Annotated in this window: 22 protein-coding genes; 12 read left to right on the top strand and 10 right to left on the bottom strand. The window is 71.8% G+C overall.

Going from position 1 to position 24200, the window contains the following annotated elements:
- Positions 1-91: 91 nt before the first annotated feature.
- Together IH50_RS0128260 and IH50_RS0128255 are read right to left on the bottom strand one after the other, a co-directional pair.
- On the bottom strand, positions 92-1225 hold the full coding sequence (locus tag IH50_RS0128260) for a mechanosensitive ion channel family protein (RefSeq protein WP_051767478.1): 1134 nt from the start codon (positions 1223-1225) through the stop codon (positions 92-94).
- A gap of 185 nt (positions 1226-1410) precedes the next feature.
- A complete protein-coding gene (locus IH50_RS0128255; RefSeq protein ID WP_199822145.1) occupies positions 1411-2340 on the bottom strand; it encodes a lysylphosphatidylglycerol synthase transmembrane domain-containing protein in 930 nt (309 codons plus the stop codon).
- 126 nt (positions 2341-2466) lie between these two features.
- Between IH50_RS0128255 and IH50_RS0128250 the strand changes: the two genes are divergently transcribed.
- Entirely contained in the window at positions 2467-4350 is a 1884-nt protein-coding gene (locus tag IH50_RS0128250; RefSeq protein ID WP_078914120.1) for an ABC transporter ATP-binding protein, read from the top strand.
- 60 nt (positions 4351-4410) lie between these two features.
- Here IH50_RS0128250 and secD read toward each other — a convergent pair whose 3' ends face one another.
- Genes secD through IH50_RS0128230 form a run of 4 tightly spaced genes read right to left on the bottom strand, consistent with a single transcriptional unit; the run spans position 4411 to position 8821 of the window.
- The gene (gene secD, locus IH50_RS0128245) at positions 4411-6726 is read right to left on the bottom strand and encodes a protein translocase subunit SecD (protein ID WP_051767477.1); all 2316 of its coding nucleotides are present in this window, start codon (positions 6724-6726) and stop codon (positions 4411-4413) included.
- 45 nt (positions 6727-6771) lie between these two features.
- A complete protein-coding gene (locus IH50_RS0128240) occupies positions 6772-7164 on the bottom strand; it encodes a hypothetical protein (protein ID WP_051767476.1) in 393 nt (130 codons plus the stop codon).
- Positions 7161-7847, bottom strand: coding sequence for a response regulator (locus IH50_RS0128235; RefSeq protein WP_030868252.1), 687 nt, complete (start codon positions 7845-7847; stop codon positions 7161-7163). Before IH50_RS0128235 ends, IH50_RS0128240 begins: the two co-directional genes overlap by 4 nt.
- The gene (locus IH50_RS0128230) at positions 7844-8821 is read right to left on the bottom strand and encodes a HAMP domain-containing sensor histidine kinase (RefSeq protein WP_030868251.1); all 978 of its coding nucleotides are present in this window, start codon (positions 8819-8821) and stop codon (positions 7844-7846) included. The genes IH50_RS0128235 and IH50_RS0128230 overlap by 4 nt, the downstream gene beginning before the upstream one ends.
- Before the next feature lie 270 nt (positions 8822-9091).
- Here IH50_RS0128230 and IH50_RS0128225 point away from each other — a divergent pair, with 270 nt between their 5' ends.
- From IH50_RS0128225 to IH50_RS0128200, 6 genes are all read left to right on the top strand, one after another.
- Positions 9092-9415 carry a TraR/DksA family transcriptional regulator gene (locus tag IH50_RS0128225; protein ID WP_030868247.1) on the top strand — a complete coding sequence of 108 codons (324 nt, stop codon included), beginning with the start codon at positions 9092-9094 and terminating at the stop codon, positions 9413-9415.
- Between the two features lie 43 nt (positions 9416-9458).
- Complete coding sequence (locus IH50_RS0128220; RefSeq protein ID WP_199822144.1) at positions 9459-9830, top strand: TraR/DksA family transcriptional regulator; 372 nt, start codon at positions 9459-9461, stop codon at positions 9828-9830.
- Positions 9827-10630, top strand: a complete 804-nt coding sequence (locus tag IH50_RS0128215) for a rod shape-determining protein (RefSeq protein ID WP_030868243.1) — start codon at positions 9827-9829, stop codon at positions 10628-10630. Before IH50_RS0128220 ends, IH50_RS0128215 begins: the two co-directional genes overlap by 4 nt.
- A gap of 43 nt (positions 10631-10673) precedes the next feature.
- Positions 10674-11297, top strand: a complete 624-nt coding sequence (locus IH50_RS0128210) for a hypothetical protein (protein ID WP_030868240.1) — start codon at positions 10674-10676, stop codon at positions 11295-11297.
- Between the two features lie 399 nt (positions 11298-11696).
- Entirely contained in the window at positions 11697-12710 is a 1014-nt protein-coding gene (locus IH50_RS0128205) for a glycoside hydrolase family 11 protein (RefSeq protein WP_030868236.1), read from the top strand.
- 26 nt (positions 12711-12736) lie between these two features.
- Positions 12737-13729, top strand: a complete 993-nt coding sequence (locus IH50_RS0128200) for a polysaccharide deacetylase family protein (RefSeq protein ID WP_030868233.1) — start codon at positions 12737-12739, stop codon at positions 13727-13729.
- Positions 13730-13780: 51 nt separating this feature from the next.
- Here the strand turns inward: IH50_RS0128200 and IH50_RS0128195 are convergent, their stop codons facing one another.
- The 3 genes from IH50_RS0128195 to IH50_RS0128185 form a co-directional block, all read right to left on the bottom strand.
- Entirely contained in the window at positions 13781-14422 is a 642-nt protein-coding gene (locus IH50_RS0128195; protein WP_030868230.1) for a dienelactone hydrolase family protein, read from the bottom strand.
- Positions 14423-14436: 14 nt separating this feature from the next.
- A complete protein-coding gene (locus tag IH50_RS0128190; protein WP_030868227.1) occupies positions 14437-14838 on the bottom strand; it encodes a DUF2267 domain-containing protein in 402 nt (133 codons plus the stop codon).
- 152 nt (positions 14839-14990) lie between these two features.
- Positions 14991-16004 carry a LacI family DNA-binding transcriptional regulator gene (locus IH50_RS0128185; RefSeq protein WP_030868223.1) on the bottom strand — a complete coding sequence of 338 codons (1014 nt, stop codon included), beginning with the start codon at positions 16002-16004 and terminating at the stop codon, positions 14991-14993.
- A gap of 302 nt (positions 16005-16306) precedes the next feature.
- Here IH50_RS0128185 and IH50_RS0128180 point away from each other — a divergent pair, with 302 nt between their 5' ends.
- The 4 genes from IH50_RS0128180 to IH50_RS0128165 all read left to right on the top strand — a co-directional run bounded on the left by IH50_RS0128180 (position 16307) and on the right by IH50_RS0128165 (position 21120).
- Positions 16307-17614, top strand: coding sequence for an ABC transporter substrate-binding protein (locus tag IH50_RS0128180; RefSeq protein ID WP_030868220.1), 1308 nt, complete (start codon positions 16307-16309; stop codon positions 17612-17614).
- Between the two features lie 93 nt (positions 17615-17707).
- Positions 17708-18694: a carbohydrate ABC transporter permease gene (locus tag IH50_RS0128175; protein WP_030868217.1), complete on the top strand. Its 987-nt coding sequence runs from the start codon at positions 17708-17710 to the stop codon at positions 18692-18694.
- A gap of 12 nt (positions 18695-18706) precedes the next feature.
- Entirely contained in the window at positions 18707-19624 is a 918-nt protein-coding gene (locus IH50_RS0128170; protein ID WP_030868213.1) for a carbohydrate ABC transporter permease, read from the top strand.
- Between the two features lie 59 nt (positions 19625-19683).
- A complete protein-coding gene (locus IH50_RS0128165; RefSeq protein WP_030868208.1) occupies positions 19684-21120 on the top strand; it encodes a GH1 family beta-glucosidase in 1437 nt (478 codons plus the stop codon).
- 608 nt (positions 21121-21728) lie between these two features.
- Here IH50_RS0128165 and IH50_RS0128160 read toward each other — a convergent pair.
- Complete coding sequence (locus IH50_RS0128160) at positions 21729-22751, bottom strand: LacI family DNA-binding transcriptional regulator (protein ID WP_030868205.1); 1023 nt, start codon at positions 22749-22751, stop codon at positions 21729-21731.
- A gap of 138 nt (positions 22752-22889) precedes the next feature.
- Here IH50_RS0128160 and IH50_RS0128155 point away from each other — a divergent pair, with 138 nt between their 5' ends.
- On the top strand, positions 22890-24194 hold the full coding sequence (locus IH50_RS0128155) for an ABC transporter substrate-binding protein (protein WP_030868202.1): 1305 nt from the start codon (positions 22890-22892) through the stop codon (positions 24192-24194).
- Positions 24195-24200 lie beyond the last annotated feature (6 nt).

Raw genomic sequence — 24200 nt, 5'->3', positions numbered from 1 at the left:
CCGGGGCTCGACAGGGGTCCGCGCCGACTTCCGGCCGGTCTCCCGCCGCGGCCCTCACCGGCGCGGCGGGAGATCACCCGGGACGGTGGGCTCAGACCGGCCGGGCGATGGTCATGTCGTCCGGTGCGGAGCCCGTCGCGGAGCCCGGTACGGAGTCCGGCGCGGCGTCCGCGCCGCGCTGCTGGGGGAAGACCACCGAGCCCTGCTGGAGCGCCACCGTCCGCGCGGGCGACGGGATGCGGATGCCCTCCTCGCGGTAGCGGCGGTGCAGGCGCTTGATGAACTCGTGCTTGATCCGGTACTGGTCGCTGAACTCGCCGACGCCCAGGATGACGGTGAAGCCGATACGGGAGTCCCCGAAGGTGTGGAACCGCACCGCCGGCTCGTGCTCCGGCACGGCGCCGGTGATCTCCGTCATCACCTCGGCGACGACCTCCTTCGTCACCTCCTCCACCTGCTCCAGGTCGCTGTCGTACGACACCCCGGCCTGCACCAGGATGGTCAGCTGCTGCTCGGGACGCATGAAGTTGGTCATGTTCGTCTTGGCGAGCTGCGCGTTCGGGATGACCACCAGGTTGTTGGACAGGTTGCGGACCGTCGTCTGGCGCCAGTTGATGTCCTCGACGTAGCCCTCCTCGCCGCTGCTCAGCTGGATGTAGTCCCCGGGCTGCACGGTCTTGGAGGCAAGGATGTGGATGCCCGCGAACAGGTTGGCGAGCGTGTCCTGCAGGGCCAGCGCGACCGCGAGGCCGCCGACGCCGAGGGCGGTGAGCAGCGGGGCGATCGAGATGCCCAGCGTCTGCAGCCCCACCAGGAAACCGATCGCCAGGACCAGGATCCGGGTGATGTTCATGAAAATGGTCGCCGACCCGGCGACCCCGGAGCGGGACTGGGTGACCGAGCGCACCAGCCCCGCCACCACCCGGGCCGCCGAGATGGTCGCGGCGAAGATGACCATCAGCGTCAGCACCTGGTTGACGCTGTGCTGCACGGTCCGGGTCAGCGGCAGCGCCGCCGCCGCGGAGGCCGCGCCGCCCGCGATCGCCGCCCACGGCGCGATCATGCGCAGCGCGTCCACGAGGACGTCGTCCCCGCGCCAGCGGGTGCGGTCCGCGTGCCGGCCCAGCCAGCGCAGCAGCATCCGCAGCAGGAACGCCGCCAGCAGGCCGGCCGCGAGGGCGATGCCGGCGTACAGCAGGTCGCGTCCGGTGAGCGCGCGGGTCACCGCTCACCCCCGGTGAACGCCCTGGCCGACGGCCGTATGTGAAGTCGTGTCACGTGTCGTCACCTGCTCGGTTTCTACGGGATGTACAGCGCGCCGGCCGTCCCTGACCGGCGGTCGGCGCGACCGCTCATCCTGCCGTATTCCGCAGGGTAGTTCGTACCGGCCCCGGCCTCCCCCCCCGCTGGTCAGATCACCTTCAGCCGCACCAGCACGGCCAGCGTCAACGCCCCCGGCATCAGCGGCAGCCACACCGTGACGACCCGGAAGGCCAGCACCACCGCCGTGGCCGGCGCGGCGGTCCCGCCCACCGCCACCAGTGCCACGACCAGCGCCGCCTCCACCGAGCCGATCCCGCCGGGAGTCGGCACCAGCGCCACCGCGACCGTCGCCGCCAGATACGCCACCGCCATGTGCGCCGGCGGCACCGGCAGCCCGAACGCCAGGCCCACCAGCACCAGCACGGCCGCCTGCAGCGCGGGGAAGGCCAGCGCCCCGCCCCACAGCGCCAGCGCCCGGGAGGGCAGGGCGTGCACCGACCGCGCCTCGCCCAGCGCCGTCCGCAGGAACGCGCCCACCGCCCGCCGCAGCCGCCGTACGGCCACGAGCGCGCCCGCCACCACGGTCAGCAGCGCGCCGGCCGTGAGCAGCAGCGGACCGAACGCCCCCTCGGGCAGCAGGGAACCGAACCGCAGCGCGCCGGGGAACGCCACCAGCAGGGCCGCCAGCAGCCCCACCCGGCCCACGGACTCCGCCAGCAGATACAGCGCCAGCGCGGCCGAGGAGCGGGCCGGCGACAGCCCGCACACCGTCATGAACCGCAGATTGACCGCGCTCGCCCCCAGCCCCGTCGGCAGCAGGTGGTTCGCCGCGCCCGCCGCGAACTGCGTGGCCAGCAGCCGCCGCCGGGGCAGCCGTTCGAGCACCGCGCCCTGCCGGGTGCACGCGGCCGCCACCCAGGTCAGACAGGTCACGCCCGCCGCGGCCAGCAGCCAGGGCCACCGGGCGGTCGCCAGGTGGGCGAACCCCTCGGCCAGCACCGACCGGTGCCGCACCGCGACCACGGTCACGAGCAGCAGCGGCAGCACGCACAGCACCCGGCGGATCGTCCCCGTCACGCCCGCCGAGGATGCCCGCCGGGCACCAACGGCGGGTTGCGGCGGCCCGGACGCCCGCTGACGGCCGGACGACGGCACCGGGCCGTCCTTGACCTCAATCACGCTTGAGGTCCTACCGTCGCCCGCATGAGCATGGAGACCACAGCGTGGACACAACTGCGCGGCATCATGACCGCCGAGGACGAGCACCGCCCTCTCAGCAGGGCGACGCTGCGCCGCATCGGCGCCTTCGCCCGCCCGCACCGCCGCCGTCTGATCCTGTTCGTGCTCCTCGGCACGGCGACCGCGGCGCTCGCCGTCGCCACCCCCGTACTCGCCGGGCGCGTCATGGACACCATCGTCTCCGACGGCGACGAGGCCACGGTGGTCCGGCTGGCCCTGCTCATCGCGCTGATCGCGGTCGTGGAGGCGGTCCTCGGCGTACTCGGCCGCAGACTCTCGGCGGCCCTCGGCGAGGAACTCATCCTCGACCTGCGGACAGCGGTCTTCGACCACGTACAGCGGATGCCGGTAGCGTTCTTCACACGCACGCGTACGGGGGCGCTCGTCTCCCGTCTCAACAACGACGTCATCGGCGCCCAGCGCGCCTTCAGCAACACCCTGTCCACCGTGGTCGGCAACCTGGTCACCCTGGTCCTCGCCCTCGCCGTCATGCTCACCCTGTCCTGGCGGATCACCCTGCTCGCGCTGGTCCTGCTGCCGGTGTTCGTGGTCCCGGCCCGCCGCATGGGCCGCCGCATGGCCGGCATGCAGCGCGAGGCCGCCGCCCTGAACGCGGCCATGGGCACCCGGATGACCGAGCGGTTCTCCGCCCCCGGCGCCACCCTGGTCAAGCTGTTCGGGCGCCCCGAGGAGGAGTCGGAGGAGTTCGCGGTCCGCGCCCGCCGGGTGCGGGACATCGGGGTGCGCACGGCCACGGCGCAGACGGTGTTCATCACCGCGCTGACCCTCGTCTCCGCCCTCGCCCTCGCCCTGGTCTACGGCCTCGGCGGCCGGCTCGCCCTCGACGGCGCCCTGGAGCCGGGCGCCGTCGTGGCGCTGGCGCTGCTGCTGACCCGGCTGTACGCGCCGCTCACCTCGCTCGCCGGGGCACGGGTGGAGGTGATGAGCGCGCTGGTCAGCTTCGAGCGGGTCTTCGAGATCCTGGACCTCGAACCGCTGATCCGGGAGCGGCCCGACGCGCGCGAGGTGCCCGAGGGCCCGGTCTCCGTCGAGTTCGACGACGTCCGCTTCGGCTACCCGTCCGCAGGCAAGGTCTCCCTGGCCTCCCTGGAGGAGGTCGCCACCCTCGACCCGCGCGGCGGTGACGAAGTCCTGCACGGCATCTCCTTCCGTGCCGAACCCGGGCAGACCGTCGCCCTCGTCGGTTCCTCCGGCGCGGGCAAGTCGACCGTCGCCCAGCTCCTGCCACGGCTGTACGACGTCGACTCCGGCGCCGTGCGCGTGGGCGGCGTCGACGTCCGCGACCTGACCGCCGCCTCCCTGCGCGCCACTCTCGGGATGGTTACCCAGGACGGTCACCTCTTCCACGACACGGTGCGCGCCAACCTGCTCCTGGCCCGGCCGGACGCCGGCGAGCCCGACCTGTGGGACGCCCTGCGCCGGGCCCGCCTCGACACCCTCGTACGGTCCCTGCCCGACGGCCTGGACACGGTGGTCGGCGAACGCGGCTACCGCCTTTCCGGCGGCGAACGCCAGCGCATGACCATCGCCCGGCTGCTGCTGGCCCGCCAGCGCGTCGTCGTCCTCGACGAGGCCACCGCCCACCTGGACAACACCTCAGAGGCGGCCGTGCAGGAGGCGCTCACGGAGGCGCTGGAGGGCAGGACGGCGGTGGTGATCGCCCACCGGCTGTCCACCGTCCGCACCGCCGACCTCATCCTGGTCGTCGAGGCCGGCCGGATCGTGGAACGCGGCACGCACGAGCGGCTGCTGGCCGCCGGCGGCCGCTACGCCGAGCTGTACCGCACCCAGTTCGAACGGCGGCCGGGGGAGGCGGTGGTGGCGTAGCGGCGCTGCCGGGCGGAAGGGGTGGGCAGCCTCCGGGCGGCCCACCCCTTCCGGCTGTTCCTACCGTGCCCGCGCGGCGGCCTCGGTCCGCTCCGGGCGCTCCGCGGCGCCGGCCCTCGTCCGCCCGGAACCACTCCGGCCACGCCCCCGGCCGCCCTTGCCGTCACCGGCGTACGCGTCGAGCACGACGGCGAGCGGCGAGGCGGTCAGGACCGATGAGTACGTGCCCACGAGCATGCCGATCAGCAGCGCGAGCGCGAAGTCGGTGAGCGAGTCGCCGCCCAGCAGGGCCAGCGCGGCCAGGATGAAGATCACACCGATACCGGTGTTGACCGTACGGGGCACCGTCTGCAGGATCGCCCGATTGGTGACCTGCGCCAGCGGCGCCCTGCCGTCCTTGCGCCACAGTTCGCGGATCCGGTCGAACACCACGACGGAGTCGTTCACCGAGTAACCGATCACGGTGAGCAGCGCGGCCAGGAACACACCGTCGACCGGCTTGCCCAGCCAGGCGAAGACACCGGTCAGGATGACCACGTCGTGCGCCAGGGCGGCCACCGCTCCCGTACCGAACATCCAGCGGAACCGGAAAGCCAGGTACAGCAGCTGGGCGCCGAGCGCCAGACCGAGCGCGATCAGCGCGTTGCGCCGCAGCTCGTCGCCGAGGCTCGGGCCGATCAGCTCGTCGCGGACCTTCTCCGCCCCGCCGCCGGCCTCCGCGACGGCGTCGGCCACCTCGACCGCCTCCGCGTTGGTCAGCTCCTCGGTGCGCACCGTCAGCCTGTCGTCCCCGGAGGACTGCACGACCGCCTGCGGGAAACCGGCGTCGGCCAGGGCCGCACGGGCCCGGTCCGGGTCGACGGTCTCACCGGTGGAGTACTCGATCAGCCGGCCGCCGGTGAACTCCACACCGAAGTTCAGCCCGCGCACCACGATGCCCGCGCCGGCGACGGCGAGCACCACGGCGGACACCGCCAGCCAGCGGCGCGGGCGCCGCATGAGCTGCGGGTCGCGGCGGGTCAGGTACGTACGGACCCGGCCGATGGAGGCCAGACCGGTGACCTTCGGACGCCGGTGCACCCAGCGGCGGGCCACGGCGAACTCCGCGAGCACCCGGGTGATCACCAGGGCGCTGATCATGGACGCGAGGACACCGATGCCCAGCGTGACACCGAAGCCCTTCACCGGACCGGACGCCAGCAGGAACAGCAGCGCCGCCGCGATCAGCGTGGTGACGTTGGAGTCCGCGATGGCGCTGAACGCGCCCTTGAACCCGGCGGTCAGGGCCGAGCGGCCGCTGGGCCGGTTGCGCCTGCCGTACTCCTCCCGGGCCCGTTCGAAGACCAGTACGTTGGCGTCCACGGCCATGCCGATGGCCAGCACGAAACCGGCGAGACCGGGCAGGGTGAGGGTGGCACCGAGGGCCGCCAGACCGGCGTAGGAGATCAGGCCGTAGCAGAGCAGGGCCAGCGTGGCCAGGACGCCCATCAGCCGGTAGACGACGATGACGAAGAGCGCGGTCAGCGCGGTGCCGGCGACGGCCGCCCAGGCGCTGGCCTCGATGGCCTCGGCGCCCAGCGTCGGGCCGACGGTCCGCTGCTCCACCGTCTCGACCGGCACCGGCAGGGCGCCGCCCTTGACCAGCAGGGCGAGTTCCTTGGCCTCGTCGCTGGTGAAGGAACCGGTGATCTGGGTGGACCCGCCGGTGATGCCCGTGCCGCAGGCGACGGACGGGTCGACCTGCGGCGAGGAGATGACCTTGTCGTCGAGCACGATCGCGATCCGGCGCTTCGGGTCCCCTGCCGGGTTGCAGGCGGCCTCACCGGTCAGCTTCGCCCAGCCCTCGCCGTCCTCGAAGTCCACGGTGACGTGCCAGCCGGCACCGCTCTGCGGGTCGAAGCGGGCCTCGGCGTCCTTCACGTCCTGGCCGGTCAGCGATGCGGCGGCCAGCCGGAGCCGTTCACCGGACTGCTCGTCGGGCAGGACGCGCTCGCCCTTCGCCCGGGCCTTGTCGGACTCGGCGGCGGCACCGAGCACCGCGTGCACGGAGAGCTGCGCGGTACGGCCGAGGACGTCGGCCGCCTTGCGCGGATCCTGTACGCCGGGCAGCTCGACGATGATCCGGTCGTCCCCGGAGCGGACGATGCTCGGTTCGGCGACGCCGAGCGCGTCGACACGGCCGCGCAGCACCTCCAGGGTGCGGTCGGTGGCCGCCCCGTCGGCCTTCACGGTTTCGGTGGAACGGGTCTCCAGCACGATCTGGGTGCCGCCCCGCAGATCCAGGCCCAGACGGACCGGAACGGTGACGGCGACGAACACGGACAAGGCGATCACGGCGAGCGCGAACAACGCCCTGACGCGGGCGGGACGTTTCACAGATGCCTCCAGCAGGCACGCGGAAAGGAGAGGAAGAGGTGAATCTCAGGTGCTGGAGGTCGAGGGCGGGGCACGCCCCAGGTCCGACGGCGTGTGCGCGGCGGCGGGCGGCGCGTGCCCGGCCGCCGGCGCGGGCCGGATCGGGCGGGGCGGGACCGGCGGCGTGTACGCCGCGGTGAGGAGCGGATGCCCGGTGGGCACCGTCCGCTCACCGGCGTCCCGCTCCGGCCTGACGAACAGGGTGCGGGCACCGACACAGGCGTCGTCACCGTACGGACGGGTGTCGGACTGGTGCGCCGAGGCGACGGCGGAGGAGGCGGGGGCGAGTTCCGCGCCGTGGATGAACCCGAGGGCCAGCAGCACGGCCGTGAACGCGGCGAGGGCCGCCGCGGCGGCCCGGGACGGAAGGGCGGAGCGTCCCCGCCGGCCGGCGGTCAAGGCTCGACGAGCCCGGCACGGATGGCGTAACGGGTCAGCTCGAGGCGGTCCCGCAGCCCCAGCTTGTGCAGCAGGTTCTCGCGGTGCCGCTGCACCGTCTTGACGCTGATGAACAGCAGCTCGGCGATCTCCTTCGACGAGTGGCCCTCGGCGACGAGCTTGAGCACCTCCTCCTCGCGCGGGGTCAGCAACCGCTCCGGCGCCTCCTCTCCGTGCCGCACCCGGTCGAGGTAGGTGCGGATCAGGGCGGTCACCGCCCCCGGGTACAGGAACGGCTCGTCCCGCATCGCGGCCCGGCAGGCGGCGACCAGGTCCCGGTCCGCGACGGACTTCAGCACGTAACCGCCGGCTCCGGCCTTGAGCGCCTGGAACAGGTACTGCTCGTTGTCGTGCATCGTCAGCATCAGGATGCGCAGCCCCGGCTTCAGCGCGGTCAGCTCGCGGGCCGCCTGCAGGCCGGTCAGCCGTGGCATGGCGATGTCCAGGACGGCCAGGTCGACGTCGTGGGCGCGGGCCATGGCGATCGCCTCCGCACCGTCCCCCGCCTCGGCGACCACTTCCAGGTCCGGCTCCCCGTCGAGGATGAGCCGGACGCCGCGCCGCACCAGCGCGTGGTCGTCGGCGAGCAGGATCCGGATCGGGGCGTCCGGCCGGTGGCCCTCGTGGATGTCCTGGTGGTTCATGACTGCTTCCTGACGGTGGGGACGGTCAGCCGGATCCGGGTACCGGCCGGCGGCGCGGAGGTCCCGTCGGGGCCCGAGATGTCCAGCGAGGCCCCGATCAGCAGGGCCCGTTCCCGCATCCCGCGCAGCCCCGCGCCCTCGCGCGCGGCCCCGATGCCGCGGCCGTCGTCGGCCACCTCGAGGACGACGCACCCGTCGGCACCGCGCAGGCTCACCTCCACGCACCGCGCCTCGGCGTGCCGCGCGGCGTTGGTCAGGCCCTCCTGCGCCACACGGTAGATCACCAGCTCCGTCTCGTGGTCGAGAGCGGGCAGGTCGGAGTCGAAGCGGCGCAGCACGCGCAGCCCGGTGTGCGTGGCGAACTCGGTGGCCAGCGAGGTGACCGCACTGACCAGGCCCAGATCGTCCAGGACGCCCGGACGCAGCCGGCGCACCAGCCGGCGCACCTCGTCGAGGCTCTCCCGGGTGATCTCCTGCGCCTGCTGCAGCTCACCGCGCAGCGGCTGGGACGCCTCGTCGGCCGCCCGCTTCAGGGCCAGCAGCACGGCCGTCATGCTCTGCCCGACCTCGTCGTGCAGCTCCTGGGCGATACGGCGCCGCTCGCCCTCCTGGGCGAGGATGGCGCGGGCGCTGCTCGCGACGCGTTCCCCCTCCAGCCGCTCCAGCATCGAGTTGAACGTGCTGACCAGTTCGGCGACCTCACCGCCACCGCGCACGGGCAGCCGCTGACCGGGACGCAGCAGGTCGACGGTGGTCATCAGCCGCGTCACCCGGTCCAGCGGGGCGAGGCCGATGCGCAGCAGGGCCGCGTTGGCGACGAGCATGACGCCGAGACCGCCCACCAGGATCACCGCCTCGGTCAGCAGCACCGGAACGGACACGGTCACCGGAGCCCACAGCAGCAGCGCGGTGGCACCGCCCAGCACCACCGCGTTGAGCCCGAAGATCCGCCAGTACAGGGACACGGAGGTCACGCCTTCCTCTTTCTCGTCTGCCTCTACTGTCGGTCACCGCGCCCGCTGACGCGTCAGTGGCCCCTCGTCCCGGCGGACACCGGCCAGCGTGCACCAGGGGCGGGCTCCGGTCGATGGGCCCCGTGCCCCATTTCCCGCGGCCCGCCCGGCCCATGCCGCACGCGGTGGGTCCTCGGACCCCGCGCGGATGGGTACCGCGCCCGATGGGCACCGGGACGGAAACGGACGAGGGTGAAGACGTCATCCGTACGTCACCGAGGAGAACCGTCCGTGTCGCTCGACCTGCCCCGCACCGAACCCCGTACCGCCCACCCGGCCGCCGACGAGGTCCGCCGGCGCCTCGAACACGCCCGCACGACCCGGCTGGCGCAGCTCAAGGCCCTCGACGAAACCGGGCAGAGTCCCGGCGACCACCTGGTGTCCAACCAGAGGGACGCCATCAAGCGGGTCCTCACGGAGATCGACGAGGCCTTCGCGCGCGTCGACGACGGCACCTACGGCACCTGCCTGGGCTGTTCCAAGGCCGTACCGCCGGAGCGGCTGGAGATCCTCCCGCACACCCGGTACTGCGTCGGCTGCCAGGGCCGCGCCTGATCCCGTCCGTCCTCCTCTCCCGCTCTGCCCAAGGGGTGCAGTGGTGACCCACCAGACCATCGGCGAGCGCGACACGGTCCTCACCCCCGAGGACCTCGCCGCGCTGCGCGAGAGCCTGCACGAGCAGCGGCTGTTCCGGCAGGAGCAGCTGCGGCAGTTCGCCGTCCACTCCTCGGACCGTGCCGACGACCGGCGCCGGGAGGCGGACGCCGCCCGGATCGAGGTGGGCGTCAAGCTCGCGGCGTCCGCCCGCATGGTGCTCGCCGACGTCGAGGCGGCGCTCGCCCGGATGGACTCCGGGCAGTACGGCACCTGTCACCTGTGCCGCCGCGCCGTCGAACGCCACCGCCTGCTGATCGTCCCCCAGGCCCGCTACTGCGGGCGCTGCCAGCAGGTGAGGGAGGCCGGCCGGTGACCGTGATCCGGCGTTCCCTCCCGGAGCCGGTACGGCACTGGCACCGGCCGCCGTGCCGGCGCTGCCCGGGGATCGCTCTCGACCTGGGCAGCGCCCGCACCCGCGCGTGGATCGCCGGGCGGGGCATGGTTCTCGACGTGCCCACCGTGACCTTCCCGGGCACCGGCGCGGTCCACCCCGTCCAGCGCGGCACGATCGTCGACGTACCGGGCACGGCCAGGATGCTGGAGCGGCTGCTCGGGCACCGGCTGCCCCGGACCGGCCGCCCGCTGGTCGTCGTCACGGCGCCGGTCCTGGACGGGCTCGCCTTCCGGACCGCTGCCCGCACGGCCGTCGAGGTCCTCCGCCCGCGCGCCGTACTGACCGTCCCGGGCGCCCGCGCGGTGGCCCTGGCGGCGGGCGCCGACCACATCCGGCCGCTGCTCGTCGTCGACATCGGCGCCCACCTCACCGAGGTGGTGCTGCTCGTGGACGGCGCGGTCACCGACGCCCGCCGCACCGCGCTGGGCACCACCGACCTGGCCGACGGCACGCCGCCCGGCGACATCACCGCGGCGGTGGCCGGCATGGTGACCGCGATGCTGCGCCAGGACCGCACCGCGCTCACCCGTACCGCCCTGCGCCGGGGCGTCCTGCTGGCCGGCGGCGGCGCGCTGTGCCCCGACATCACCCGCGACCTTCCCGCCGGCCTCGGCTGCGCGGTGCGGCAGGTCCCGTCGCCGCACACCGCCGCCGTCCGGGGCGCCGCCGGCCTCCTCGCCTCGGCGCACCAGCACCCCTCGGTCACCGGAACCGTCTGACCGACCCGACCGCCCGCGCCCCGCCACCGGAAGGAGCCCTGACGTGGCCGGCGAGACACCTCCGGCACAGCCGCCCCCGGGCCCGCCCCCGCGCCCCCTGCTGTGGCGCTGGCGGCGCAACCCCCTGCGCCGCCGCACCGACACGCTCCAGGCCTGGTTCGGCCTCGGGGTGCTGATCGCCGTACTGGCCGTGGCCCCCGTGGCCGCCGTCCTTGTCGGCGACACCGCCCGCCGGCATTACGAGGACACCGCCCGTCACCAGCACCTGACCCGGTACGAGACGGACGCGACCCTCGTCCGGGACGCCCCGCGCCACCCCGAACCGGGCTCGGACGAGGAGAAGAAGACCCGTTACCCGGTCGAGGTCCGCGTGGTCACCCGCGAGGGGCGGACCCGCACCACACGGGCGGAGGTCCGGCCGGGACTGACCGCCGGCGACACCGTACGCGTCTGGGTCACCGCCGACGGCGAGGCGACGGAACGGCCGCTGACCCGCGAGGAGGTCCGCAGCCGCACCCTGGGCTGGGCCCTCCTCGCCGCCATCGGCGTCGCCCTCACCGGTGCCGCCGCCCACGCCCTGACCGGTCTGGCCCTGCGCCGCCGCAACCTCGCCGACTGGGACACGGCCTGGGCGGAGACGGCCCCGCGCTGGACGACACCGACCTGAACCGGTGAACTGCCGGAGCCTGGCAACACGTTCGTCTCGTGCGGCCACCGCGTGACCTCTTGTCCGGGGTGCCTGGTTCCCGGCTTCCGACCTGAAGGACCGAAGGGGAGCGGAACCGTGGCCGCCGGGCGGAGGCGGCATCAGAAGCGCGTAGGCACTGCCGTCTCCGAAACTTTCGCTCACGTGATGGACGGGTTCGGTGAGTGCTCGTCTTCTGTTACGCCACCATCTCGTTCGACCGGTTCAGAGCCAGGTGTGAACTGGAAAAACGCAGACCCTTTCGCTTTTTTGATCAAGCGAAGATTTCGAAAGGCTTACCGAAACCATTGACGGTTGACGCGTGCAGACCAACACTGTGCGGCATCGAATCCCCACCGAGCCGCACAGGAGGCGCACTCCATGCACGTGTCCGCCCGACCGAGGGGCCGCAGACGCGGCCGCCTGCTGCTGAGCGTCAGAAGCGTCTGGACGGTCGCGCTGGCCGCCGTCACCGCACTGCTCCTGACCGCCACCACCGCCACCGCCGTCAACACGAACCAGACCGGCACCAACAACGGCTGGTGGTACTCGTTCTGGACCGACTCCCAGGGAACCGTCTCCATGGACCTGGGCTCCGGCGGCAACTACAGCACCCGCTGGAGCAACACCGGCAACTTCGTGGCCGGCAAGGGCTGGAGCACCGGCGGCCGCAAGACCGTCAGCTACTCGGGCTCCTTCAACCCGTCCGGCAACGCGTACCTCACGCTCTACGGATGGACCACCGGCCCGCTCGTCGAGTACTACATCGTCGACAACTGGGGCACCTACCGTCCCACCGGCGAGTACAAGGGCACCGTCACCAGTGACGGCGGCACGTACGACATCTACAGGACGACCCGGTACAACGCCCCCTCCATCGAAGGCACCAGGACCTTCGACCAGTACTGGAGCGTCCGCCAGTCCAGGCGCACCGGCGGCACCATCACCAGTGGCAACCACTTCGACGCCTGGGCGAGCAAGGGCATGAACCTGGGCAGCCACAACTACATGATCATGGCCACCGAGGGCTACCAGAGCAGCGGCAGCTCCAACATCACCGTGAGTGAAGGCAGTTCCGGTGGTGGCGGGGGCGGTGGCGGTGGCGGTGGCGGCGGTGGCGGTGGCGGTGGCGGCTGCAACGCGACCCTGTCGGCCGGCGAGAAGTGGGGCGACCGCTACAACCTCAACGTCTCGGTGAGCGGCGCCGGCAACTGGACCGTCACGATGCGGGTCCCCTCCCCGGCGAAGGTCTCCTCGACCTGGAACGTCAGCGCGTCCTACCCCGACAGCCAGACCCTCGTCGCCAGGTCCAACGGCAGCGGCAGCAACTGGGGCGCGACGATCATGACCAACGGCAACTGGACCTGGCCGACGGTCTCCTGCAGCGCAGGCTGACCTTTCAACGAGGAGGAGCACCGCAGATGACCACCGGAAAAGTCCCCCGGTCCCTGGTGTCGGGACTGGCCGTCGCCGCGCTGACCCTGGCCGGCACCGCCGGCGCGACCCTCGACGCCGCACCGGCGCAGGCCGCCGCCTGCAACGGCTACGTCGGGCTCACCTTCGACGACGGCCCGTCCACCGGCAGCACCATGAACCTGCTCAACGCGCTCAGGCAGAACGGGCTGCGGGCCACGATGTTCAATCAGGGCCAGTACGCCGCCGCCAACCCCTCCCTGGTCAAGGCCCAGGTCGACGCCGGCATGTGGGTCGCCAACCACAGCTACACCCACCCCCACATGACCCAGCTGAGCCAGTCCCAGATGGACTCGGAGATCGCCCGCACCCAGCAGGCGATCGCCAACGCCGGCGGCGGCACACCGAAGCTGTTCCGGCCGCCGTACGGCGAGACCAACTCGACGCTGCGCGCGGTCGAGGCCAAGTACGGCCTGACCGAGATCATCTGGGACGTCGACTCGCAGGACTGGAACAACGCGAGCACCGACGCCATCGTGCAGGCCGCCTCCCGGCTCACCAACGGCCAGGTCATCTTGATGCACGACTGGCCGGCCAACACCATCGCCGCGATCCCGCGCATCGCGCAGAACCTGGCCTCCCGGGGCCTGTGCGCCGGCATGATCTCCCCGCAGACCGGCCGCGCCGTCGCCCCCGACGGTTCCGGCGGCGGGGGAGGAGGCGGTGGCGGCGGCACCGCCTGTACCGCGACCCTGTCCGCGGGCAACCGCTGGGGCGACCGCTACAACCTCAACGTCTCGGTCAGCGGCGGCAGCGACTGGACAGTGACCATGAACGTGCCGTCCCCGGCGAAGGTCTCCTCGGCCTGGAACGTCAGCACCTCCTACCCCAACAGCCAGACCCTCGTCGCCAAGCCCAACGGCAGCGGCGACAACTGGGGGGTGACGATCATGGCCAACGGCAACTGGAACTGGCCGACCGTCTCCTGCAGCACGGGCTGAGACCGGGGCGGGCCGCGGCACACACCGTGCCGCGGCCCGCCCCGCGCCCGGTCAGAGATGGTCGCGGAACCAGCCGGCGGCGAGTTCGGCGACCTGCTCCAGCGCGCCGGGTTCGGGAAAGAGGTGGGTCGCGCCGGGCACCACATGGAGGTGGTGCGCCGCGGACAGCCGGCCGGCGGCCTCACGGTTGAGGCCGAGGACCGTCTCGTCGTCGCCGCCCACCACGAGCAGCACCGGGCACGCGACCAGGCCGAGCGCGTCGCCCGCCAGATCCGGGCGCCCGCCCCGCGACACGACCGCCGACACCCGTTTGGGCCGTTCGGCGGCGGCCACCAGCGCCGCCGCCGCCCCCGTACTGGCCCCGAACAGACCCACGGGAAGGTCCACGCCGTCCGGTCGCTGCTCCAGCCAGTCGACGGCATGCGCCAGCCGCCGGGCCAGCAGGCCGATGTCGAAGCGGTGCCGCCCCGTCGCGTCGTCCTCGCGCTCCTCCTCCGGGGTGAGCAGATCCAGCAGCAGGGTGCCGAACCCCGCCTCCCGCAACGCGGTGGCGACCGCCCGGTTGCGGGGGCTGAACCGTGAGCTGCCGCTGCCGTGCGCGAACAGCACCACCCCACGCGCCCCGGCGGGGATCACGAGGTCCCCGGGCAGGGCCGCCGTACCCGAGGGGACCGTCACGGACTCGGAGACCATGCCCGGTCACCTCCTCAGTCGGTGTCGTCGGTGGCGCGTCCGGCGGGCAGCAGGCCGCCGATGTCCCTGGGCAGCGCGGCGACCAGCTTCTCCGTCAGCTCCGGGGCGAGGGCAGCGTCGAGCACCTCCAGTACGGCGGCGGCCTCCCGTACGGCCCCGTCCTCGTCCGTGTGGGCCCGCCCGGCGATCCGTCCGGCGAACGTGGTCAGGTCGAAGCGCTCGCCGGAGGAGTCCTTGGCCTGCCGCATGGGCGCGGCAAGGGTGGGCGGCAGCTGGGCCGCCACGTGGTCCGTCAGCCCGGGCGGCAGCCGTTCGGCCAGCGTGCTCAGCACCGCACGGGTCGCCTGCTCGGACGATCCCCGGTCCGGGAGCCGGGTGAGAGCCTGCACTTTTCCGATGAACTCGTCATGGTGCATGAGGCGCCGTCCTTCCTCATGATGCGATCGCGTCCCTGGCGGGTACCCCGGTGCGGGCGGGTCTGTCACCGTTCGCGGCGGCGGGGCGGAGAACACCGGTACGCGCCACCGCGGGCCCCGCCCACGACGGGGGCCGCGGCATGAAGACCCCGCTACGACGACTCCCGCACCACCAGCTCCGTGGGCAGCGTCCGCTGCTGCCGGGGTTCGCCACGCTGGGTGATGCCGGTGAGGATCAGGGCCATGGTGCGGCCGATCTCCTCCACCGGCTGGCGCACCGTCGTCAGGGGCGGAGCGGTGTGGCGGGCGAGGACGGAGTCCTCGTAGCCGACGACGGCGACGTCCTCGGGCACCCGCAGCCGCCGCCGGCGCAATTCGGCCAGGGCACCGACCGCCATGAGGTCGGAGGCGGCGAAGACGGCGTCCAGATCCGGGGCGCGTTCAAGTAGCGAACACATGGCCCGGCAGGCACCCTCCTCCGTGAAGTCACCCTCCTCGACCAGGAGTTCGTCCGCGGGGACCCCCGCCTCCCGGTGCGCGGTGTGCCAGCCGGCGAGCCGGCTGCGGCCGACGTCCATGTCCAGCGGGCCGGTGATCGTGGCGATCCGGGTTCGCCCGCGGTGCAGCAGGTGCCGTACCGCCGCGGTGGCGCCCCCGGCGTTGTCGGAGTCGACGTAGCTCAGTTGTTCGCCCGCGTCGCGGCGGCCGGCCAGCACGGTCGGCAGGCCCATCTCCTCCAGCATGCCCGGCAGCCGGTCGTCGGCGTGCACGGAGACCAGCAGGACGCCGTCCACGCGGTGCGTGGCCACCGTCTCGGTGAGCTGGTCGCGTTCGGCCTGGTCGCGGACGAGCATGAGCTGAAGCTGGGTCCGGCTCTCCGCGAGGGCGCCGCTGACGCCGCGGATCAGCGCGGCGAAGAACGGTTCCGAACCGAGCCGGCTCTCCGACTCCGGGATCACCAGGGCCACCGCGTTGGTGCGGTTGGTCACCAGGCCGCGGGCGACCGAGTTGGGGACGTAGTTCAGTTCCTTGATCGCGGCCAGGACCCTCTCCCGGGCGTCGGCGCTGACGAGGTCCGAGCCGTTGACGACGCGGGAGACCGTGGTGCGGCCCACGCCGGCGCGGGCGGCGACCGTTTTGATGGTCGGACGGCGGTTGCCGCTCATGTGCTCCCCCCTGGACAGCCGCGACGGCGATGCCTGCCGCGGAGTTGACCTGCGGCAATTCTTGCAGACGCGGCCGTCGGCGCAGCACCCCCCGGGGGCGGGACGGCGGACGCGGAACCCGGAACGGGACGACAAGTTGGTTTCAAGTTATTGACAGACCTATCCGCTAGCCATGAGTCTTCGTTGCGCGGTGGGAACGTGCCCACCCCGGAATGGGTACGTTCCCATCCCTATCAGAGCCGCTGTAGTCATCGCAGAACTTGTCACTCCGATGTGTCAGCGCCGTCGCTAGGAGGAGATCCATGGGCACTTACGGTTCGTTGCGCAGGAAGGCGGTCGCGACGGTCGCGGCCGCCGGCGCGCTGGCACTGGTCGCCGCCTGCGGCGGCGGTGACGACTCGGTCACCGGCGGTGGCAAGAAGGACGGCAAGGTCACCATCACCATGGGCCTGTACGGCGTGATGGGTCTCAAGGAGACCGGCCTTCTCGAGCAGTACGAGAAGGAGAACCCGAATGTCGACATCAAGGCCGACATCGCCGGTGACGAGCAGACGTACTACACCGCGCTGCAGACCCACCTCGCCGCCGGCAACGGCCTGAAGGACATCCAGGGCATCGAGATCGGCCGGGCCAAGGAGATCACCGAGACCCAGGCGGACAAGTTCGCGGACTTCGCCGGCATGGCCGGCACCGACCACTTCCTGCCCTGGAAGCAGTCGCAGATCAGCACCGCGGACGGCAAGGTGCTGGGCCTGGGCACCGACATCGGCCCCATGGCCGTCTGTTACCGCAAGGACTACTTCGAGCAGGCCGGTCTGCCCACCGACCGCGAAGAGGTCGGCAAGCTGTGGGAGGGCGACTGGAGCAAGTACGTCGAGACCGGCCGCACCTTCAAGAAGGACTTCAAGGGCGACAAGGTGGCGTTCACGGACTCGGCCAGCGGCCTGTTCAACGCCATGGTCTACGGCTACCCCGAGCAGTACTACGACGAGAAGGGTGAGTTGATCTACGACAAGAACCCGGCCGTCAAGGACGCCTGGGCCCTGTCCGCCGATGCCGCCGAGGAGGGACTGACCGCCAAACTCCGTCAGTTCCAGCCGGGTTGGGACCCCGGCCTGGCCAACGGCACGTTCGCCACCGCCGTCTGCCCGGCCTGGATGCTCAGCCACATCAGCGAGAAGGCCGGTGAGGCCAACAAGGGCAAGTGGGACGTCGCCCGGGCTCCCAAGGGCGCCAACTGGGGCGGTTCCTTCCTCGGGGTGATCGAGCAGAGCCCGGTGAAGGAGGAGGCCAAGAAGCTCGTCGCCTGGCTGACCGCGCCGGAGCAGCAGGCCCACATCTTCAAGGAGATCGGCAACATCCCGTCCTCCGAGAAGGCGCTCCAGACCGACGACGTGAAGAACGCCACGTCGGAGTACTTCGACAACGCGCCGATCGGCCAGATCTTCGGTGCCGCCGCGCAGGAGATCCCGGACAAGCAGGTCCTCGGCCGCAAGGACGGCACGATCAAGGACACCTTCTCCCAGGGCCTGGCCCTGGTCGAGCAGGGCACCAAGCGTGACAAGGCGTGGGAGACCACCACGGAGCGCATCGAGAAGGCGGTCGGCTGACCCGACGCCCTCGCAGCCGCCCGGGCCCGCTCGGCATCCCGCCGACGGGCCCGGGGCCCGGCTCACCCATCCGCTCTCAGGAAGGAAAGTCCGGTGGCCACCTCCACCACCAAGGCCCTGACCGGCGAGGAGCCGCCGGGCACCACGGGCGACGGGAAGACCCCCCGCCGGCGCGGCGCCCTGCTGCACCGGCTGGACGTCAAGGGCGCCCCGTACGCGTTCGTCGCGCCGTTCTTCGTCGTCTTCGCCGCGTTCAGCTTCTACCCCCTCGTCTACACCTCGTGGATCTCCCTGCACGACGTGGAACTGGCCACCCTCGACGTGATGGAGTGGGTGGCGTTCGACAACTACGTCGAACTCTGGGGCGACTCACGGTTCTGGAACGCGCTGCAGAACACCATCACCATCGGTGTCATCTCCACGGTGCCGCAGCTGATGATGGCGCTCGGCCTGGCGCACCTGCTCAACTACCGCATGCGTGCCTCGCTGTTCTTCCGCGTGGCCTCGCTGGTCCCCTACGCCACCTCGGTCGCCGCCGCCGCGCTCGTCTTCACCATGATCTTCGAGCGTGACTTCGGCATGATCAACTGGGCGCTCGGCTCGGTCGGCATCGACCCGGTGGACTGGGAGGCCGACAAGTGGCCCGCCCAGGCGGCGATCTCCACCATCGTCATCTGGCGCTGGACCGGCTACAACGCCCTGCTCTACCTGGCCGCCATGCAGGCCATCCCGGCCGAGCGGTACGAGGCCGCCTCCCTCGACGGGGCGTCCCGGTGGAAGCAGTTCACCCACGTCACCGTCCCCGGCATCCGCTCCACGATCGTCTTCACCATCGTGCTCTCCACCATCGGCGCCACCCAGCTCTTCGGCGAGCCGCTGATCTTCGGCCAGGGCCCCAACGGTGTCACCGGCGGCGCCGACAACCAGTACCAGACGCTGGGCCTGCTGCTGTACGAGGAGGGCTGGAAGAACTACCAGATGGGCCGCTCGGCCACCGTCGCCTGGGCGATGTTCATGCTGCTCGTCCTCGCCTTCGCGGCACAGCGCCTGATCAAGCGCCTGCGTTCCCGTACGTCCTGACCTGGAGTCATCATGACCACCCAAAGCCTCCCGGTCCGGACCAAGACCCCGGTCCGGACCTCTGCCGAGAAGCCGGCCGGCCGCCGCCGGCTGCTGCGCCAGGGCGCCGGCCGCCAGCACCACGCCGGGCCGCTCGCCTACGTCCTGCTCGTCGTCATGGCGGTGCTGTCGATCTTCCCGCTGTACTGGACGATGGTGGCGGCCTCCACCGACAACACCCGGGTCAGCCAGACCCCGCCGCCGTTCCTGCCCGGCCCGAACCTGTTCAGCAACCTCGCCCGCGCCTGGGACGAGGCCGCGATGGGCAAGGCCATGATCAACAGCCTGATCGTGGCCGGCGTGATCGCCCTGTCCACGGTGATGTTCGCGACGCTGGCCGGATTCGCCTTCGCCAAACTGCGGTTCAAGGGACGCAACGTCCTGCTGATGCTGGTGATCGGCACCATGATGGTGCCGCCGCAGCTCGGCGTCGTCCCGCTGTTCATGATGATGTCCGAGCTGGGCTGGTCGCAGCAGCTGCCCGCCGTCATCTTCCCCACGCTGGTGAGCGCCGTCGGCGTGTTCTTCATGCGGCAGTACCTGTCCGAGGCGCTGCCCGACGAACTCGTCGAGGCCGGCCGCGTCGACGGGGCGCACTCGCTGCGGATCTTCTGGAGCATCGTGCTGCCCATCGCACGGCCCGCGATGGCCGTGCTGTTCATGATCACGTTCGTGCACGCGTGGAACGACTTCTTCTGGCCGTTCGTGGTGCTCGACATGACCAACCCGACGGTCCCCGTCGCCCTCACCCAGCTCAGCGCGGGCTACGTCCGCGACCAGTCGCTGATCATGGCGGGCGCGCTGCTCGGCACGCTGCCCCTGCTGGCGATGTTCATCGTCTTCGGCCGCCAGATCGTCAGCGGCATCATGGCCGGCGCCGTCAAGGGCTGACCCGCACCCACTCCGTCAGGCCCCGGCCTGCGAACCCCCCTCACCCCGAAAGGACTTACGTGGTCACCGCACAGCAGACCGCGTCCGCCCCGGACGCCGCCCGCACCTTCCCCAAGGGCTTCCTCTGGGGCTCCGCCACCGCCTCCTACCAGATCGAGGGAGCCGCCACCGAGGACGGCCGTACGCCGTCCATCTGGGACACCTACGCCCGCACCCCGGGCCGGGTCCGCAACGGCGACACCGGTGACATCGCCACCGACCACTACCACCGCTGGCGCGAGGACGTCGCCCTCATGGCCGAACTCGGCCTGGGCGCCTACCGGTTCTCCCTGGCCTGGCCCCGCATCCAGCCCACAGGCCGCGGCCCCGCCGTGCAGAAGGGCCTGGACTTCTACCGGCGCCTCGTCGACGACCTGCTGGACAAGGGCATCCAGCCCGTCGCCACCCTCTACCACTGGGACCTCCCGCAGGAGCTGGAGGACGCCGGCGGCTGGCCGGAGCGCGCCACGGCCGAGCGGTTCGCCGAGTACGCGGCCCTCGCCGCGGACGCCCTCGGCGACCGGGTGAAGACCTGGACGACGCTCAACGAGCCCTGGTGCAGCGCCTTCCTCGGCTACGGCTCCGGCGTGCACGCCCCCGGCCGCACCGACCCGGTCGCCGCCCTGCGCGCCGCCCACCACCTCAACCTGGGCCACGGCCTGGCCGTCCAGGCGCTGCGGGACCGCATCCGCGCCGACGCCCAGTGCTCGGTCACCCTCAACATCCACCACGTCCGCCCGCTCACCGGCAGCGACGGCGACGCCGACGCGGTCCGCCGGATCGACGCGCTCGCCAACCGGGTCTTCACCGGCCCGATGCTGCGGGGCGCCTACCCGGAGGACCTGTTCAAGGACACCGCCGCGCTGACCGACTGGTCCTTCGTGCGCGACGGCGACCTCGAGCAGATCCACCAGCCGCTGGACTTCCTCGGCGTCAACTACTACTCGCCCACCGTCGTCTCCGAGGCCGACGGCAGCGGCACCCACAACTCGGACGGCCACGGCAACAGCCCCCACAGCCCCTGGCCGGGCGCCGACAAGGTCGCCTTCCACCAGCCGCCCGGCGAGACCACCGCCATGGGCTGGGCCGTCGACCCCACCGGCCTGTACGACCTGCTGCGCCGGCTGTCGTCCGACTTCCCGGAGCTGCCGCTGATCATCACCGAGAACGGCGCGGCCTTCGACGACTACGCCGACCCCTCCGGCAACGTCAACGACCCCGCCCGGATCGCCTATGTGCGCGGCCACCTGGCCGCCGTGCACCAGGCCATCCTGGACGGCTCGGACGTGCGCGGCTACTTCCTGTGGTCCCTGCTGGACAACTTCGAGTGGGCCCACGGCTACGGCAAGCGCTTCGGCGCCGTCTACGTGGACTACCCGACCGGCACCCGCATCCCCAAGGCCAGCGCCCGCTGGTACTCGGAGGTGGCCCGCACCGGAATCCTGCCCGGCGCCTGACCGGACGGGCACGGCGGTGCACGCCGTGCCCGTGCCCGCCGTGCCGCACCGGGGACCGAGCGGCCCCCGGTGCGGCACGGCGGGCGGGCGGCGCCTCGGCGACGAGGGGACTTCGGTGGCGCCGCCGGAACGGGACCGGTCCACGCGCCGGTCCCTTTCGGGAGCGCGCCGGTTCCTCAGATGGTCGTACCGATCAGGAGGAGGCGGCGGGCGACCGGTGAGACCGCCTTCGCCGGGGCCCGCGTCACCCCGCCGGCCCCGGCCGCGCCGCCCGGCGCTCCCGCGGAATCCCCCGGCGGCCACCGGCACGCGGCCCGGGCGAAAATCGCCCGCGACGTTTCGGCTCGACCGGCCGGGTGCGGGACTCGTATGCCGTCGCGAACGGGGACTGACGCCGCGGAAGGCGGCTCATGTCCCAAGACGGCACGGTTCCGAGGGACTTCGAAATATTCGAACCCTCCTTGCGTTCCTCGGTCTTGCCCACCGCCCTCCAAGCCGCACCCGCCGACCGTCCGGAGCGGTGGGCGGCGCGCACGGGCGCCGCGTTTCCCGCCCGGCCTCGTGCCGGCGTGGCGCGGGCCGCTCTCCGGCGGCCTGCCCCGCGTCCCTCACGCCTCCCTGGGCGGAGCCGTGCTCTGCCGTACCACCAGGTGCGTCGCCAGCTCGATGCGCTGGGCGGCCGTGCCGGGGTCGTCCGGGCGGAGCAGCATCCGGGCGGCCTCCTCGGCCATGTGCCGCAGCGGCTGGTGGACCGTGGTGAGCGGCGGGCTCGACCACTGCGCCAGCGGTACGTCGTCGTAGCCGACCACCGACAGTTCCTGAGGCACCCGCAGGCCCCTGACCCGGGCCGCCTCCAGCACGCCGAGCGCCTGGAGGTCGCTGCCCGCGAAGATCGCCGTGGGCCGGTCGGGCCCCTCCAGCAGGTCCATGGCGTGCTCGAAGCCGCCCTGCACGTGGAAGTCGCCGAAGCGCATCAGCCGCGGGTCGGTCTCCAGGCCCGCCATCGCCATGGCCGAGCGGTAGCCGTCCAGACGCGCCAGTGAGCACAGCATGTCCTCGGGCCCGGTGATGATCGCGACCCGCCGGTGTCCCTGGTCGGTGAGGTGGCGGGTGGCGGCGAGACCGCCGGCCCAGTTCGCGGAGCCGACCGAGGGGACGTCCGGGTCGGGGTCGCCCGCCGGGTCGATGACGACGAAGGGGATGGCCGCCGCCCTGAGCTGGCGCTTGATGTCCTCCGGGAGGGTGGAGAAGACCAGCACGACGCCCAGCGGCCTGCGTTGCAGCACGCCCGGGAGCCACTCCGGCGCGGGGGTGTGCCGGGTGCCGCTCTCGGTGAGGACGACCGTCGCGCGGTTCTCCTTGGCGACGTTCTCCACGCCCCGGATCAGCTCCATCGCCCAGACGCTCTCCAGTTCGTGGAAGACGATCTCGATGAGCGGCGAACGGGACGCCGACTGGGCGCGACGGCGGTAGCCGTGGGCGTCCAGCAGCCGTTCCACCTTGGCCCGGGTGGCGCGAGAGACATCCGATCGGCCATTGAGGACCTTCGAAACTGTCGGCATCGAAACGCCAGCCTCTTTCGCTACCGTGGCCAGGGTGACTCTACCGTTCACCACGTCGTCATCGTGCATAGGCGCAGGATACGGCACCCCGCGTCGATAACGGTTTGGGCGAGTACTGAATCGACCGTTGACCGAAACACCGGTCTGACCTACTGTCCAGCGGCATGGACTTTCGGTGATGATGCCGAAACTTTCGAAAGGCGAACGATGAAGACACGTGCGCGCTTGCCCAGACTGGTCGCCTGCGGTGCGACGCTCACCCTCGCACTGAGCCTCTCGGCCTGCGGCGACGGGAACGGCGGGGCGTCGGCGGACGACGGCAAGATCCATGTCCTGGTCTACGGGGACGCCAGCAACAAGGTCGAGAAGCAGCTCGTCGACACGTTCAACAAGACGTCCGACGTCAAGGTCGTCCTCGACACCATCCCCGGTGCGGACTACCAGCAGAAGCTGCAGACGATCATCAGCACCCCGCAGGCCCCGGACGTCTTCTTCAACTGGGGCGGCGGCAGCATCAAGCCGTTCGTCAAGGCCGGTCTGCTGATGCCGCTCGACGACTTCATCAAGAAGAACCCGGACCTGGAGAACAAGTTCCTGCCGTCCGTCTTCAACAACGCCGTCGTGGACGGCAAGCCGTACGGCGTCCCGATGCGCGGCACCCAGCCGGTCCTGCTCTTCCACAACAAGGCGGTCCTGAAGAAGGCGGGCGTCCAGCCGCCGAAGACCTGGGACGAGCTGCTCGACGCGGTGGAGAAGCTCAAGGACGAGGGCGTCACGCCGATCTCGCTCGGCGGCGGCGACATCTGGCCGACGCAGATGTGGTTCCAGTACCTCTTCGACCGCATCGCCGGTCCGGAGCTGTTCGCGAAGGCCGTCGAGGGCGACAAGAGCGCCTGGGAGAGCCCGGACGCGAAGAAGGCCCTGGACATGATCAGGGAGCTCGTCGACGCCGGCGCCTTCGGCAAGAACTACGACTCCGTCAAGTACACCAACGGCGGCTCGGTCCAGCTCGTCGCCTCGGGCAAGGCCGGCTTCGAGCTGATGGGTTCCTGGTACTACTCCCAGCAGCTCACGGACCACAAGGACTTCGCCGAGAAGGACCTCGGCTACAGCGCCTTCCCGGCCGTCGCGGGCGGCAAGGGCGACCCGAAGAACGTCGCCGGCAACACCAACAACTACTACTCGGTGATGAAGAAGACGAAGCACCCCGAGGCCGTCGCCGAGTTCCTGAAGCTCATGTACTCCGACGACTTCGTCAAGTCGCACCTGGAGATCGGCAACCTGCCGACCACCACCAACACCGACAAGTTCATCGAGAGCGCGGGCTCCCCCGAGTACTCGCGCTTCCAGTACGACCTGGTCGCCGACGCCCCGTCGTTCCAGCTCTCCTGGGACCAGGCGTACCCGCAGAAGGCCAGCTCGGACCTGCACAAGGCCGTCCAGCAGTTCTTCAACGGACAGCTCGACACGGACGGCTTCATCAAGGCCATGCAGGCCCTCCCCACCGAGTGACGAACG

The organism is Streptomyces sp. NRRL S-37 (genome assembly GCF_000721605.1).
Taxonomy (GTDB): Bacteria; Actinomycetota; Actinomycetes; order Streptomycetales; family Streptomycetaceae; genus Streptomyces.
Note: the sequence above shows the minus strand (reverse complement) of the source record. Positions and strands in the feature narration are given on the sequence as shown.

Coding starts and splice junctions, on each gene's coding strand:
- IH50_RS0128185 (WP_030868223.1), bottom strand. CDS start 16,004: ATGAGCGGCAACCGCCGTCCGACCATCAAAACGGTCGCCGCCCGCGCC.
- IH50_RS0128195 (WP_030868230.1), bottom strand. CDS start 14,422: ATGGTCTCCGAGTCCGTGACGGTCCCCTCGGGTACGGCGGCCCTGCCC.
- IH50_RS0128160 (WP_030868205.1), bottom strand. CDS start 22,751: ATGCACGATGACGACGTGGTGAACGGTAGAGTCACCCTGGCCACGGTA.
- IH50_RS0128200 (WP_030868233.1), top strand. CDS start 12,737: ATGACCACCGGAAAAGTCCCCCGGTCCCTGGTGTCGGGACTGGCCGTC.
- IH50_RS0128235 (WP_030868252.1), bottom strand. CDS start 7,847: ATGAACCACCAGGACATCCACGAGGGCCACCGGCCGGACGCCCCGATC.
- IH50_RS0128155 (WP_030868202.1), top strand. CDS start 22,890: ATGAAGACACGTGCGCGCTTGCCCAGACTGGTCGCCTGCGGTGCGACG.
- IH50_RS0128205 (WP_030868236.1), top strand. CDS start 11,697: ATGCACGTGTCCGCCCGACCGAGGGGCCGCAGACGCGGCCGCCTGCTG.
- IH50_RS0128180 (WP_030868220.1), top strand. CDS start 16,307: ATGGGCACTTACGGTTCGTTGCGCAGGAAGGCGGTCGCGACGGTCGCG.
- IH50_RS0128170 (WP_030868213.1), top strand. CDS start 18,707: ATGACCACCCAAAGCCTCCCGGTCCGGACCAAGACCCCGGTCCGGACC.
- IH50_RS0128250 (WP_078914120.1), top strand. CDS start 2,467: ATGAGCATGGAGACCACAGCGTGGACACAACTGCGCGGCATCATGACC.
- IH50_RS0128190 (WP_030868227.1), bottom strand. CDS start 14,838: ATGCACCATGACGAGTTCATCGGAAAAGTGCAGGCTCTCACCCGGCTC.